Annotated in this window: 11 protein-coding genes; 10 read left to right on the top strand and 1 reads right to left on the bottom strand. The window is 72.7% G+C overall.

The annotated features are described in order from the left end of the window. Positions 1-12 precede the first annotated feature (12 nt). The 10 genes from EDF50_RS04475 (at position 13) to EDF50_RS04430 (ending at position 13,946) form a co-directional block, all read left to right on the top strand. Positions 13-2,220, top strand: a complete 2,208-nt coding sequence (locus EDF50_RS04475; protein WP_123518453.1) for an ATP-dependent DNA helicase RecG — start codon at positions 13-15, stop codon at positions 2,218-2,220. A gap of 81 nt (positions 2,221-2,301) precedes the next feature. Further along, complete coding sequence (coaD, locus tag EDF50_RS04470; protein ID WP_123518298.1) at positions 2,302-2,784, top strand: pantetheine-phosphate adenylyltransferase; 483 nt, start codon at positions 2,302-2,304, stop codon at positions 2,782-2,784. Positions 2,785-2,812: 28 nt separating this feature from the next. After that, positions 2,813-3,844: a MoxR family ATPase gene (locus EDF50_RS04465; RefSeq protein WP_123518297.1), complete on the top strand. Its 1,032-nt coding sequence runs from the start codon at positions 2,813-2,815 to the stop codon at positions 3,842-3,844. A gap of 47 nt (positions 3,845-3,891) precedes the next feature. After that, positions 3,892-5,175, top strand: a complete 1,284-nt coding sequence (locus EDF50_RS04460; RefSeq protein ID WP_148076753.1) for a DUF58 domain-containing protein — start codon at positions 3,892-3,894, stop codon at positions 5,173-5,175. Next, positions 5,168-7,474 carry a DUF3488 and transglutaminase-like domain-containing protein gene (locus EDF50_RS04455; protein WP_148076752.1) on the top strand — a complete coding sequence of 769 codons (2,307 nt, stop codon included), beginning with the start codon at positions 5,168-5,170 and terminating at the stop codon, positions 7,472-7,474. Before EDF50_RS04460 ends, EDF50_RS04455 begins: the two co-directional genes overlap by 8 nt. 11 nt (positions 7,475-7,485) lie before the next feature. Further along, a complete protein-coding gene (locus tag EDF50_RS04450; protein WP_370453961.1) occupies positions 7,486-8,073 on the top strand; it encodes a DUF177 domain-containing protein in 588 nt (195 codons plus the stop codon). Positions 8,074-8,144: 71 nt separating this feature from the next. Beyond that, positions 8,145-8,348 carry a 50S ribosomal protein L32 gene (rpmF, locus tag EDF50_RS04445; protein WP_043593937.1) on the top strand — a complete coding sequence of 68 codons (204 nt, stop codon included), beginning with the start codon at positions 8,145-8,147 and terminating at the stop codon, positions 8,346-8,348. A gap of 37 nt (positions 8,349-8,385) precedes the next feature. Beyond that, on the top strand, positions 8,386-9,141 hold the full coding sequence (gene rnc / locus EDF50_RS04440) for a ribonuclease III (protein ID WP_123518294.1): 756 nt from the start codon (positions 8,386-8,388) through the stop codon (positions 9,139-9,141). Between the two features lie 2 nt (positions 9,142-9,143). After that, a complete protein-coding gene (locus tag EDF50_RS04435) occupies positions 9,144-10,148 on the top strand; it encodes an Fpg/Nei family DNA glycosylase (protein WP_123518293.1) in 1,005 nt (334 codons plus the stop codon). 105 nt (positions 10,149-10,253) lie between these two features. After that, positions 10,254-13,946 carry an AAA family ATPase gene (locus EDF50_RS04430; RefSeq protein ID WP_123518292.1) on the top strand — a complete coding sequence of 1,231 codons (3,693 nt, stop codon included), beginning with the start codon at positions 10,254-10,256 and terminating at the stop codon, positions 13,944-13,946. 306 nt (positions 13,947-14,252) lie between these two features. On the opposite strand, the gene EDF50_RS04425 is transcribed toward EDF50_RS04430, so the two are convergent. Further along, entirely contained in the window at positions 14,253-14,834 is a 582-nt protein-coding gene (locus EDF50_RS04425) for a histidine phosphatase family protein (RefSeq protein ID WP_123518291.1), read from the bottom strand. Positions 14,835-14,886: the final 52 nt, after the last annotated feature.

Raw genomic sequence — 14,886 nt, 5'->3', positions numbered from 1 at the left:
AGCGTGGTCTCCGTGCCCGACTCACCTCTCGACGCGTCGCTGGCCGGGGCCCTCGGCGGACGGACGGCGACCGCCCTGCAGAAGGCCTTCGGGCTGCGCACGGTCGGCGACCTGCTGACGCACTTCCCGCGACGCTACGCCCGACGGGGCGAGCTCACGGCCCTCGACCAGCTACCGCTCGGCGAGTCCGTCACGATCGTGGCCCAGGTGCTCGACGTGCGCGAACGCACGATGCGCGCCCGGCGCGGGTCGATCCTCGAGGTGCGCATCGGCGACGGCCAGGGCATCCTGACGCTCACCTTCTTCAACCAGGCCTGGCGGGCGAAAGACCTGGTGCCCGGCGCACGCGGCATCTTCGCCGGCAAGGTCGGCGACTACCGAGGGCTGCGTCAGCTCGCGCACCCCGACTACGAACTCTTCGACGCTGCGCACGAGGCCGTCGCCGGGGTCGGTGACCAGCAGGCCCAGAAGTGGGCGAAGCAGCCCATACCGATCTACCCGGCCAGCGCCTCCGTGGCGTCCTGGCAGGTGCAGAAGTCGGTCGAGGTGCTGCTCGACGGCCTGCCGCCCATCGACGACGCGGTGCCGGCGTCGGTCCGGTCCGAACTCGACCTGATGCCCGTGTCCGAGGCGTACGAGCGCATCCACCGTCCCGAGACCGATCGCGACCACCTCACGGCGCGTGACACCCTGCGGTTCGACGAGGCCTTCGTCCTGCAGAGCGCGCTGCTGCAGCAGCGCGCGCTCGTGCGTCGTTCGGCCGCGACCCCCCGACGTGCCACGGCCGACGGTCTGCTCGCCGCGTTCGACGCCGTCCTGCCCTTCGAGCGCACGGGCGACCAACGACTCGTCGGCGACGAGATCACCCGCGACCTCGAGGCCGAGGTGCCGATGAACCGCCTCGTGCAGGGCGAGGTCGGCTCGGGCAAGACCCTCGTCGCCCTCCGGGCCATGCTCGCCGTGGCCGAGAGCGGCGGCCAGTCGGCCCTGCTCGCCCCGACCGAGGTGCTGGCGGCCCAGCACCTGCGGTCGATCACGGCCACGCTCGGGCCCGACCTGGCGGCCCGCCTCCGGCCGACCCTGCTGACCGGCCAGATGACGGTCGCCCAGCGCAAGAAGGCGCTGCTCTCGATCGTCAGTGGGCAGGCGCACGTCGTCGTGGGCACCCATGCCCTGATCAGCGAGGCCGTCGAGTTCTTCGACCTCGGCCTCGTCGTCGTCGACGAGCAGCACCGCTTCGGCGTCGACCAACGTGAGGCGCTGCGGAAGAAGGGCGCCACGCCGCCGCACGTGCTCGTCCTGACCGCGACGCCGATCCCGCGCACGGTGGCCATGACGGTGTTCGGCGATCTCGACGTCTCGACCATCGCCGAGCTGCCCCGGGGCCGTCAGCCGATCGAGTCGTTCGTCGTGCCGCTCGCCGACCACCCGACCTGGGGTGGTCGCATCTGGCAGCGGTCGGCAGAAGAAGTGGCCAAGGGCCGGCAGGTGTTCGTCGTCTGCCCGGCGATCGACGCGGTCACGGCCGAACCGGGCGACCCGCCCGACGCCGACCAGGCCGCCGGCGAGGTCCGAGGCGAGCCCGACGCCGACGCCCCCGTACCCGAACGGGCGAGCGTCGAGGGGGTCATGGCGCGCGTGCCCACGATCCCCGTGCTCGACGGCCTGCGCATCGAGCCCCTGCACGGCCGCATGTCCTCCGACCAGAAGGACGACGTCATGCGTCGCTTCGCGGCCGGTGACATCGACGTGCTCGTCGCGACGACGGTCATCGAGGTGGGGGTCGACGTGCCGAACGCCTCGACCATGGTCGTGCTCGACGCCGACCGCTTCGGCGTCTCGCAGCTCCACCAGCTGCGCGGACGGGTCGGCCGGGGCGGCCACCCGGGGCTCTGCCTGCTGGTCACGCACGCGGCCGCCGACACCGTGGCCCGCGAGCGGGTCGACGCGGTCGCGGCGACGCTCGACGGCTTCGAGTTGGCGCAGGTCGACCTCGACCTCCGCCGTGAGGGCGACGTGCTCGGCAACCTGCAGTCGGGCGGCCGCTCGTCCCTGCGTCTGTTGCGGGTGGCCCGCGACGGCGACCTCATCGGTCTGGCCCGCGAGCACGCCGCCGAGGTGCTCGACGCCGACCCGCGCCTCGTCGACCACCCCGCCCTCGCCGCCGCCATCGCGCGTCGGCTCGACGACCGGGGCCGTGAGGCCATGGGTAAGAACTGAGCGGGTCACGGTGCGTGACGCGTCCTCGACCCCTCCGCCGCCCTGGGTGTCCGTCCGGGGTCGGCGGACTACAGTGACCGGATGAGCAGGATCGCCGTCGTCCCGGGTTCGTTCGACCCGGTGACCCTCGGTCACGTGGACGTGATCGCCCGGGCCGCCAACATCTTCGACGAGGTCCACGTGCTCGTGGTTCACAACCCCGAGAAGAGCGCCCTGCTTCCCCTGGCGCAGCGGGTCTCGTTGCTCACCGAGTCGCTCCGGGCCGCCGGGCTGCCCGAGACCGTCACGGTCCACAGCTGGAGCGTGGGGCTGCTCGTCGACTACTGCACCGAGGTCGGGGCGAGCGTGCTGGTCAAGGGCATCCGCTCGCAGGTCGACGTCGCGTACGAGACCCCGATGGCGATCATGAACCGCAGCCTCGCCGGCGTCGAGACCGTCTTCCTGCTCCCCGACCCGGCCCATGCGCACGTGTCGAGCTCGCTCGTCCGGCAGGTGGCCTCGCTCGGTGGTGACGTGTCGCCCTACGTGTCCGCGGCCGTCGCCGACTACCTCAGCACCACCTGACCCCGAACACCCGACCGAGGACGCCGCGATGACCACGACCAACGACCCGACCGTCGATCCCGCCGCCCTGCGGACGCCCGGCTCGGACGGCACGATGTCGCTCGACGAGGTCCGACAGCGTGCCCGGGGCATCCTCGAGGCTGTCGCCACCGTCATCGACGGCAAGGACGGTGCCATCTCGACGGCGCTCACCGTCCTCCTGGCCGAGGGGCACCTCCTCATCGAGGACGTCCCGGGTGTGGGCAAGACCCAGCTCGCCCGGGCCCTCGCCAAGGCGGTCGATGCGACCGTCACCCGCATCCAGTTCACTCCCGACCTGCTGCCGAGCGACATCACGGGTGTCTCGGTCTACGACCGGCAGAGCGGTGGGTTCGAGTTCAAGCCGGGCCCCGTCTTCGCCAACGTCGTCATCGGTGACGAGATCAACCGTGCCTCGCCGAAGACGCAGTCGGCCCTTCTCGAGAGCCTCGAAGAGCGCCAGGTGACGGTCGACGGCATCACCCACCCCCTGCCGTCGCCCTTCCTCGTGGTCGCCACGCAGAACCCGGTCGAGATGGAGGGCACCTACAACCTGCCCGAGGCCCAGCGCGACCGGTTCATGGCCCGCATCTCGCTCGGCTACCCGGACGCCCGGAGCGAGCTGCGCATGCTGCAGCAGCGCGAGCGCGTCAGCCCGCTCGACACCCTGCGTCCGCTCGTCTCCCTCGACGAGCTCACCCGGATGATCGCGGCGGTCCGCACCGTCTACACGGCCCAGGCCGTCGAGGAGTACGCGGTCCGCATCGTGCAGGCGACCCGGGTCCACCCCGACGTGCGTCTCGGTGCCAGTCCTCGCGCGACCCTGCAGCTCATGCGCGCGGCCAAGTCCTGGGCCGCCCTCAACGGGCGCGGCTACGTGGTCCCGGACGACGTCGACGCGCTCAGCGGTCCCGTCCTCGGTCACCGAGTGATCCTCGCCGGCCGCGCCGGGGCAGGCGCCGTCTCGGCCGCCTACGACCTCGTCGCCGAGGTCGTCGAGCAGACCCCCGTGCCGCTCGGCGACCCGGCCGACGCCCGCTGACCGTGAAGCGGGGTGGGGTCCCCAGGCCGACCGGCCGCGGCGTCGGCGTGCTCGCCGCGGGGGTGCTCGTCGTCCTCGTGGGCTGGTTGTTGCAGGCCCCGGCCCTGGTCTTCGCCGGGACCACGCTCGTCGTGCTGATCGTGGCCGTCACGGTCTCGCTGTTCTTCCGCACCGCCGACGTGCGCGTCACACGTCGTTTCTCTCCCGATCGGGGCGTCGCCGGGTGGTCCGCCGTCGAGAGGGTCTCGGTCCTGCCCCGTGGGGGCCGGACCTCCGGCGCCGTGCGGGTCCGCGAACAGTTGCCGTTCGGGCGCCTGTCCGATTCCGAGGCCGCCGCCGTCCTGCTCGTGCCGGGTCGCGCCTCCTCGGCCGTCTTCCGCCACCACGACCTGCCGCGCGGCCGCCACCGTATCGGACCACTGCACCTCGATCTCGTCGAGTCGTACGGCGTCGCGCGGCGACGCGTCGTGGCCGACGGCGTGGCCGAGTTCGTGGTCGTGCCCGAGGTCGTCGAGGTGGGACTCGGACGCGAGTCGCGGGCCCTCGGCGACGGGTCGAGACGGCAGCGCGAGCACAGCCTGGCCGGCGGCGAGGACGATCCGGTCACCCGCGAGTACCGCCGAGGCGACCCGATGCGTCGGGTGCACTGGAAGGCCAGTGCGCGTCACGGCGAGCTCATGGTCCGACAAGAAGAACAGCACGGTCTGCCGAGCGCCCGGGTCGTGATCGCCGTCGCGGCCGACGGCTGGTCGGACGCCCGCCCCACACGGCAGCCGACGACCGGCGTCCGGGCCAAGCCCGGGACCGCGGCGATCCCGCTCGTCAGCGACGCCTTCGAGTGGGCGGTGTCGTGCGCCGCGACGATCGCGGTCGAGGTCGGCCACGCGGGGTCGGCGACCGTGCTGGCCACCCCTGGCGGGGCTCTCGTCGCCCGGCACGACCCCGACTCGACCACGGCGTTCCTCGACGACCTCGCCGACCTCCGGCTCGACGACGTCCTCGGCGGGCCGGCCCCCTCGCCGTCGCCTCGTGAGCCGGTCGTGGCGGTCGTCTCCGGTCTGGGGCGGACCGATCTCGAGGCGCTCGTCGCCTCGAGGGCTCCGGGGTCGTCGGCGGTCGCGGTCGTCGTCACGCCGGCTCTGCCCCTCGGCACCGGCCTGACGTCCCGTCCTGCGCGCCCGGCCGACGGTGCCGTCCGGGCGGGCGACCGCCTGCTGACCCCCGACGAGGTCGCCGACTCCCTCCGCGATTCCGGCTGGCGGGTCGTCGAGACCGACTCGAGCGTCGACGTCGGCCGTCTGATCGTGACCACGGGGGTCCTCGATGACTGACTCACCGACTCGCGTGGGGTTCTTCGGAGCCGAGCCCGGGGGCAGGGCCCGCGCGCAGACCTCGGCCCTGCTCTGGCTCGTGCTCGTCCTCTCGCTGGCCAGCCTGCACCCCGTCTTCGTCGGGTTCGGCTGGTGGATCGCGGGTGCCGTCGTGGCCGCGGTCGTGCTGGGTGGGTCCCTCGCGCTCCGTGCCCTGGGCGCCGCCTCCTGGCTGGGCGTCGTCGGTGGGGCCGTCCTGGGTCTCCTCGTCACGACGGCGTTCGCATCGGGGGGGACGGCCCTGCTCGGGGTCGTGCCGACCGGGGCGACCTTCGCGCGCCTCCCCGAGCTCTCGGCTCAGGCGAACGCGGCGATCGTCGACGGATCGGCCCCCGTCGAGGTCAACGACGGCCTGCTGGTCACGGTGGTCCTCTCGGTGCTCGTCGTCGCGGTCGTCACCGACCTGTTGTCGTCGGTGGGGCAGCTGACGGTCGTGACCGGGGTCTTCCCGGCCCTCGTGCTGGCCGTGCCGACCTTCGTCCCGGGGGTCACGACGAGCTGGCCCTGGGTGGTGGCGACCGTGCTGGCCTACCTCGTGCTGCTGATGGTCTCCACCGGGCGTCGCCCCTCGCGCGCCGGCCTCGTCGGGGCTGCGGCGTCGGTCGCCGTGGCCGGGCTGCTGACGGCCGTCGTTCCCCTCACGGGCGTGGCGCCGCTGACCGGCTCGGGCACCGGCACGGGTCTCGCGACCGGCGTCAACCCGATCATCGACCTGGGCGACGACCTGCGGCGGGGTGCCCCGGTGACGGTCCTCTCGTACCGGACCGACGACGCCGAAGGGCAGTACCTGAAGCTCGTCGACCTCGTCGACTTCTCGGGCCGCACCTGGAGTCCCGCCGACGTGCCGCTCGATCCCCTCAACACGCTCGACGTGCTGCCCGACGCGCCGGGCATCGACCCGGGCACCGCACGACGCGACGTCAAAACCGACGTCACGATCGGGGCGCTCCGCAGTCCGTACCTGCCCGTCCCGGTGCCGCCGACGACCATCGAGGGCCTCGACGACCAGTGGCGGTTCGTGGACGAGAGCGGCGTCACCGTCCGCAGCGAGTCCGAGGGCACGCAGGGTCTCGAGTACGAGGTGACGAGCCGACCCGTGGACCCGAGCCCCGAACAGGTCGTCGCGTCGCTCGACGACACCGGGCCCGACATGGCGCCCTACCTCTCGGTCGACGAGGTGCCGCAGACCGTCACCGACCTCGCCGCCGAGGTGACCGCCGGTTCGGCCAACCCGTTCGACGCGGCCGTCGACCTGCAGGACTTCTTCCGCGACGGCGACTTCACCTACTCCGAGGACACCCCGGTCGAGCGCGGCTACGACGGCAGCGGCCTCGACGCGATCGAGACGTTCCTCCAGGTCCGCAGCGGCTACTGCGTGCACTTCGCGTCGGCGATGGCGGTCATGGCCCGGACGCTCGGCATCCCGTCTCGTGTCGCCGTGGGATTCCTGCCGGGCGACCTGCAGGGCGTCGGTGACGACGCGTCATTCCGGGTCAGCAGCGACGACCTGCACACCTGGCCCGAGCTGTACTTCGCCGGCCTCGGGTGGGTCCCGTTCGAGCCGACCGTCGGGCTCGGCGCCCCGCAGCAGTACCTGCAGCAGACCGGTGTCGAGCCGAGCGACGTCCCCTCCGACGACGCCAGCACCGCCCCCGACGCCAGCGCGGCCCCCTCGGCGTCCACGGCCCCGACCAGCGCGGCCCCGGGCGCGAGCGCGAGCGCGACGTCCACCGCCGCGGGATCGGGCGAGGGCGGGGGAGCCGTCCCGTCGATCGTCCTGTCGGTGCTGGCGGCCCTGGTGCTCGCCGCCCTGGTCGTCCCCTCCGGCATGCGCGCCGGTCGTCGCCGCCGTCGGCTCTCGGCGTCCCCGCCCGACCTGGCCCTGCACGCGTGGCACGAGGTCGTCGACACCGCTCGTGACCTCGGCGTCCCCGTCACGGCCGGGATGACCCCACCGGCCGTGGCCGCGCTCGTGGCACGGCGCCTGGGCGAGGGCGACCGAGGCGGCACCCCGCCGGCGACGACGTCCGGTCGGACGGCGCGCATGCAGGAGGCGCGGGTCGCGACGACCGCGCTGCTGGACGCCCTGCAGGCCGAGCGCTTCGGTGCCGCGCCGGCGGCCCCGCAGGTGCAGGTCGACGCCCGCCGCGTGATCGACGGGCTCCGCGCCTCCTCGTCGGTCGGACAGCGGGTGACGGCGACGCTCGCCCCGCGATCGCTGGTCGGGGGCACGGAGGCGCTGTCCGGTTCGACGGCGTAAACTCCTTTCTCGTGCCTCATTTCACCAAGACCCCCTACACCGTGCCGGTGTTCGACCTCGTGCACCGTCCGGGCGAGATGCGCGAGCACGAGCTCGAGGTCGTCGTCCCCGAGAAGCTCGGCGAGGGTCAGATCTCGGTGCCTCAGGGTGCCGAGCTCGAACTCGACGTCAAGCTCGAGGGTCTGCACGACGGCATCCTGGTGTCCGCCCACGTGTCGGGCACGGCGGTGGGCGAGTGCAGCCGGTGCCTCCGCGACATCTCCGAGGCCGTCGAAGTCGATTTCGCCGAGCTTTTCGCGTACGATGTCGACGAAGCTTTTGACTATCAGGTTCAAGACGATCACGTGGATCTTGAACCCGTGGTCAGAGACGCAGTGGTTCTGTCACTGCCCTTCCAGCCGGTCTGTCGGCCGGATTGTCCGGGCCTCGACCCCGAAACGGGCGAGCGTGTGGACGACATCCCCGACTACCAGCCCCGCGAGAACGTCGACCCCCGCTGGTCGGCCCTGGCAGGGTTCCAGGCTGAATCGGCACCCGCCGACGGCACGTCACAGGGACCGGGTCGCACCGACCAGGGCCCGGCCGACGAGCAGCACTGAACACCACCGCGTCACCCACCATCGTCAGACCCAGGCACCCGTGAGGGGGCCGACAGAGAGAAGAGAAACCCATGGCCGTCCCGAAGCGCAAACAGTCACGCTCCAACACGCACGCTCGTCGTTCGCAGTGGAAGGCCACGCCGGTCCAGCTCGTCAAGACGATCGAGAACGGCAAGGTCACCTACAGCCTCCCGCACCGTGCCAAGGTCGTCGAAGACAGCGCCGGCACCGCCCTGTACATGGAGTACAAGGGCCGCAAGGTCGCCGACGTCTGATCACCGACGTGAACCCGTCCACCCTCGCGGTGAGCGCATGAGTCAGCCCGAGTCGAGCCCTGGTGCCGACCGGGCTGTTCTCTTGTCCCGGCTGCAGATCGAGCTCAGCGACGACCTGATCGACCAGGCGCTCACGCACCGGTCGTACTCCTACGAGCACGGCGGCGTCGGCAACAACGAGCGCCTCGAGTTCCTCGGCGACTCGATCCTCGGTCAGGCCGTCACGGTCATGCTCTTCACCGAGAACCCCGACCTCGACGAGGGCGACCTCGCCAAGCGCCGCGCCAGTCTCGTCAGCACCGTCGCACTGGCCGAGGTCGCGCGCATCATCGGGCTCGGGCCGCACCTGCGTCTCGGCCGCGGCGAAGAGTTGACGGGTGGGCGCGACAAGCACTCCATCCTCGCCGACACCGTCGAGGCCATCATCGGAGCGACCTACCTCGAGGCTGGCGGCGAGGTCGCCACGGCGCTCGTGCTGCGTCTCGTGGCGCCGCTGCTCGTCGACCCCGATCGTTTCGGGGCCGCGATGGACCCCAAGACCAGCCTGCAAGAACTGGCCGCGACCCTGGGTCGTGGCATGCCCTCGTACTCGGTGACCGACAGCGGCCCCGATCACGACAAGCGGTTCCACGCCGTCGTCGCCCTGGGTGACGAGCAGGGCGTGGCCGAGGGGTCGGGAAGCAGCAAGAAGCAAGCCGAGATGGCCGCCGCCCTCGAGGCCTGGACGACTCTCAACGCATCGGCCGCCGGGGTGGCCGCCGCCCGTCGCGCCACGGCAGCCTCCGCCGGCTGACCGTGCCCGAACTGCCCGAGGTCGAGGTCGTCCGCGCCGGCTTGCATCCCGTCGTGGCCGGTGCCGTGGTGACCGCGGTCGAGGTGCTCGACCACCGGTCGCTCAAGCGGCACCGGGGGCCGAGCGATGACTTCGTCGACCGGCTCGTCGGCGGCACGATCGACTCGGCCGTCCGCCGGGGCAAGTTCCTCTGGTTCCCCTTCGAGCCGGCCGAGGCACACGAGCAGCCCCTGGCCCTGGTGGCGCATCTGGGCATGAGCGGGCAGGTGCTGCTCCGCGGTCGCGATGCCGAGCCCGACCGCCTGATGCGCATCCGACTCGACGTCGACAGTCCGTCGCTCGGTCCCGTGCGGCTCGCGTTCGTCGACCAGCGCATCTTCGGTTCGATGGCCCTCGACGAGACGGTGCCCACGCTCGACGGCCGGGCGGCGGGGTTCGCCGGCCCGCGCCTCCTCGGTTCCGAAGTCGAAGCCGAAGCCGATGCCGTCGCCGGATCAGCAGGCGAGACCGGGACGAATCCCGACCCGGCCGCCTGGGTCCGCCGGGTCCCGCAGCAGGTCTCGCACATCGCCCGAGATCCACTCGACCCGGCCTTCGACGAACCCAGGGTGATCACCCGGCTGCTGGCCCGCCGCACAGGCGTCAAACGTGCCCTGCTCGACCAGGGACTGCTCAGCGGAGTCGGCAACATCTACGCGGACGAGAGCCTCTGGGCCGCCCGGGTGCACCCCGAGCAACCCACCGAGTCGCTGTCGAGGGCCCGTGCGCGCGTGCTGCTGGCCGAGGTGCGGGTGGTGCTGCTCAAGGCGCTCGGCGAAGGAGGCACGAGCTTCGACGCCCAGTACGTCAACGTGAACGGGCAGTCGGGGTACTTCAGCCACAGCCTGGCCGCCTACGGGCAGCAGGGTCGTCCGTGCCCGCGATGCGGCACCCCGATCGTGCGCGAGGCCTTCATGAACCGGTCGAGCCACTTCTGCCCCCGCTGCCAACGGGTCCGCACGCGCTGATCCCCGGCGACCCCTGGGGCATCCGCCTCCCGGGCCGAGGGGGCCACCACCCCTATCCTTGAGCGCGAGTCACCACCCGTCACGAGCCCCGAGGAGGCGCGGCGCATGTACCTGAAGAGCCTCACGCTCAAGGGCTTCAAGTCGTTCGCCTCCGCGACCACGTTCGCGTTCGAGCCGGGGGTCACCTGCGTCGTCGGACCCAACGGCTCGGGCAAGAGCAACGTGGTCGATGCCCTCGCCTGGGTGATGGGCGAGCAGGGGGCGAAGAACCTGCGCGGCGGCAAGATGGAGGACGTCATCTTCGCCGGCACCTCGACCCGTGGGCCGCTCGGGCGGGCGCAGGTCGTCCTCACCATCGACAACTCCGACGGGGCGTTGCCGATCGACTACACCGAGGTGACGATCAGCCGCACCCTGTTCCGCAACGGCGGCAGCGAGTACGCCATCAACGGCGAGGGCTGTCGTCTGCTCGACGTGCAAGAGCTGCTCAGTGACTCCGGCCTGGGCCGCGAGATGCACGTCATCGTGGGGCAGGGGCAGCTCGACGCCGTGCTGCACGCGACCCCCGAAGACCGCCGCGGCTTCGTCGAGGAGGCCGCCGGCATCCTCAAGCACCGCCGTCGCAAAGAGAAGACGCTGCGCAAGCTCGACGCCATGCAGACGAACCTCACGCGGCTCAGCGATCTGGCCGGCGAGATCCGCCGCCAACTCAAGCCGCTCGGACGCCAGGCCGAGATCGCCCGCGAGGCGCAGACCATCGCCGCCGTCGTCCGTGACGCTCGTGCCCGTCTGCTGGCCGACGAGGTCGTCGCCCTGCGCGAGTCGCTGACGGTCCAGGCGAGCACCGAGTCCGAGCGCAAGAGCGAGCGCATCCTCCTGCACGAACGACTCGACCAGAACAAGCAACGCGAGCACCGACTGGAGCAGGCCATGGTCGGCGACGCCGTCGACGAGGCCCGCCGCGTCGCCTTCGGGCTCGAGTCGGTCCACGAGCGCCTCCGCAGCCTGTCGAGCCTCGCACGGCAACGTCTGCAGCTGCTCGCCGAGCAGGCGGATCAGCCGGCCGTGGCGACGACCGTCAGCTCGGGCATGGTCGGCGACGCCCGCGACGAGGCCGAGCGCCTGCGCGGCGACGTCTCGCAGGCCGAGGCGGCGGTGGGGGCGGCCGGGGCCGAGCTGGCCACGGTCCGCGCCTCCCTCGATGCCCTCGACGTCGAGATCCAGGCCCAGAGCGTCCTCGTCTCTCAGCACGACCTCGACGCGACCCGGTTGCGTGGTGCCCTCGAGACGGCGCGGTCGGGGCTCGCCGCCGTGCGCGGCGAACAGCTGCGTCAGCGCGCCGCCCTCGAAGCCGCCGAGGCCCGTCGTGACGCCGGCCGCGCGGAGTACGCCGAGCTCGAGCAGCGGTCCCCGCGGGCCGACACGGACGGCACCGACCACGCGGCCGTCCAGGCCGAGGCGGAAGAACGGTTGACGGCCCTGACGGCGAGCGTCGACGAGCGTCGCGACCGCCTGCACGCCGCCGAGCGCGAGCGCGACGCCCTCGCGGCCCGGCGCAGCGCGCTGTCGCTCGCCCTCGACCGGAACGACGCGACGACTGCCCTGCTGGCCGCGGGCCGGCCGGGCGTCCGCGGTCTGGTCGCCGAGCACGTCCAGGTGCGTCCCGGCTACGAGGCCGCCGTCGCCGCGGCTCTCGGAAGCGTGGTCGACTCGGTGCTGGCCGACGACGTCGAGGCCGCGGTCGATGCCGTCGCGCACGCGACGGAGGCCGAGCTCGGCCGGGTCGAGGTCGTCGTCGCCGAGCCCGTGCGGCCCCTGGCGACGCTCGACGTCGACCTCCCGACCGGAGCGGTCGCCGCCACGACCGTCGTCACCGCGCCTCCCGGGGTGCTCGGCCTGTTGGCCGCCACCGTCGTCGCCGACGACCTCGCGATCGCGCGGGCGGCCTGGCGCGCCCTCGCCGGCCACCCGGTGCCGGTCACGGTCATCACGCGGTCGGGCGAGGTGCTCACCGACTACGTTCTGCGCGGCGGGTCGGGCGCCGAGCGGTCGCGTCTCGAACTCGTCGCCGAGCGGGAGGCGGCGGCCGACCGGCTGACGACGGTCGCCACCGAGATCGAACGGCTCGCCCCCGAGCTCGCCGAGGTCCGTGAGCGCCTCGCCGCCACCCGCGTCCGCGCACGAGAGGCGGCGGCGGCCGCCCGGGACGAGGAGGCGCGGGTCACCGCCCACGGGCAGGAGCTCGGTCGTCTGCGTGCCCGGGTCGAGGCCGCCGAGGCCGAGGTCGATCGTCTCTCGGCCGCGCTCGAATCGTCCGTCGAGGCCGTCGACACCGCGAGCCGCGCCGTCGACGCCGCCTCGGCCGCGCACGACGCGCACGCCGCCCGTCCTCGTCCGCTGCTCGACGCGTCCGCGCGGGGCGACCTGCTGGCCGAGGTCGAGGCGGCGCGTGCCGTCGAGACCGAGCGCCGGATCGCCCTCGAGACCGTGCGCGAGCGGGTCCGGGCCGAGGTCGCGCGGGCCGAGGCGCTGCAGCGTCAGCTCGACGAGCAGCGGGCGGCCGCCGACCTCCAGGCGCGTCAGACGGTCGTGCGGCAGCGGCAGATGGCCGCCACGTCCGCGGTGCTCGAGGCCTTGCCCGCGACCCTCGAGGCGGTCGCGCGGTCGGTGGCCGAGGCTCGAACGGTGCTGGCCGAGGCCGAAGCGGCCCGCTCCGAGCAGAACGCCGAGCTGCTGGCGCTGCGCCGGGCCGAGCGCGAGCTGCGGGACCGGCTGGGGGTCGTGACCGAAAGCGTGCACGGCCTCGAGATGGAGATCTACGAGAAGAAGCTGCACCTGTCGGGCCTGCTCGAGCGGGCCGGGTCCGAGCTCGGCCTCGTCGAGGACGTCCTCGTGGCCGAGTACGGGCCGCACCTGCCGGTACCGGGCGACGACGACGTCGTGGCGCTCCCGCTCGCCGACGACGAGGTCGACCTGGTCGACGTCGAGGCCGCGGGCGAGGTCGAGGCCGCGGGCGAGGTCGACGCCGCGGGGGAGTCCGGTGGCGAGACCGACCACGGCGACGACGCGACGGGCGCCGAGGCCGACGCCGCGCCTCCTCGGGGTGTTCCCTTCGACCGGACGGCCCAGCAGCGCCGGCTCGCCAGGGCCGAGAAGAAGCTCGAGCAGCTCGGCCGGGTCAACCCGTTGGCCCTCGAGGAGTTCGCGGCGCTCGAACAGCGCCATCTCTTCTTGACCGAGCAGCTCACCGACCTGACCGGCACCCGGAAAGACCTGCTGACGATCATCGACGAGATCGACGTCAAGATGCAGACGATCTTCGCGAGCGCGTTCGCCGACACGCAGGCCGCTTTCGACCGGGTCTTCCCGGTCCTCTTCCCGGGCGGCAGCGGGTCGCTGCACCTGACCGACCCGGACGACCTGTTGGCGACCGGCATCGAGGTGACGGTGAGGCCTGCCGGCAAGAAGATCGAGCGGCTCTCGCTGCTCTCGGGCGGTGAACGGTCGCTGGCCGCCGTGGCGTTGCTCATCGCGATCTTCAAGGCCCGGCCGAGCCCGTTCTACATCATGGACGAGGTCGAGGCCGCCCTCGACGACGCCAACCTCGGCCGGTTGCTGACGATCTTCGAGGACCTGCGCGAGTCGAGCCAGCTCATCGTGATCACGCACCAGAAGCGCACGATGGAGATCGCCGACGCCCTCTACGGCGTCTCGATGCGGCAGGACGGCGTCAGTGCCGTCGTCGGCCAGCGCGTCGTCGCCGAGCGCGGCACCTCGGCCACCCCGGCGTCCTCCTGACCCCCGGCCGCCCGACCTCGCCCGTTCCCCCCTCTGTGCACTTCGCGACCAGGGGGCCTGCGACCGCCTGCACGGGGAGGAACCGAGCGGCGCGTCGCGCAGCACCTGTCGGGTTCGGCCCGCCGTGAGCCTTCGGAGCGGTCGGGTCCGGCCCGCCGTGAGCCCACGCGAGACTCGGCCCATGCCAGGGCGGGGCCCCGACCCGGCCCGACCCGACCCGTCCCGACCCGATCAGAAACGCAGGAGGCGCGACCTGCCCGGCCGCGCCTCCTGCGTTCTCGACGTGCCCCGTGGGGCACCGTGCCGTCAGTCGACCGGCGTGTCGACGACCCCGCCATTGATGCTGAGCACGCGCCAGGCGGTGCCGTCCCACTCGACGGTGTTCGCCGCGGCGTTCTCGATGTGCGGCACCTCGCGGCCGAGGATCTCGGCGAGCGTGAAGCGGATGATCGTGCCGTGGCAGACGACGACGATGTGGGCGTCGTCGCCGTCGAGTGGCAGCCGCGTGTCGCGGATCATCTCGAGCGCGCCGACGCCCCGGGCGGCGACCGACTCGCGCGGCTCGATGTCGGGGTAGTCGGCGTTCGGCTCGTCGGGGATCGGCGACTCGGGGGTGCGGCCCTCGTGCGAGGCGTAGTCGCGCTCGATCAGTTCGTCGTAGGCGTCGCCCAGCTCGATGGCGAGTTCGGCGGCGATGATCTGCGCGGTCTCACGGGCACGCCCGAGCGGGGACGAGACGATGGCGCTCCACTCGACGCCCGCCAGCAGACGAGCCGCCTCGAGTGCCTGGCCGCGGCCCGTGTCGTTGAGCGGGATGTCCGACGACCCCTGCAGCTTGTCGGCGAGGTTCCAGTCGGTCTGGCCGTGGCGGATGAGTTCGAGGCGCATCGGGGTGTTCCGTTCCGTGGTGCGGTCGCGGGGATGCCGCGGGGGAGTGACG

This window comes from Frigoribacterium sp. PhB24, assembly GCF_003755185.1.
GTDB lineage: Bacteria > Actinomycetota > Actinomycetes > Actinomycetales > Microbacteriaceae > Frigoribacterium.
The sequence above is the reverse complement of the archived record's forward strand: the minus strand, read 5'-3'. Positions and strand labels throughout refer to the sequence as shown.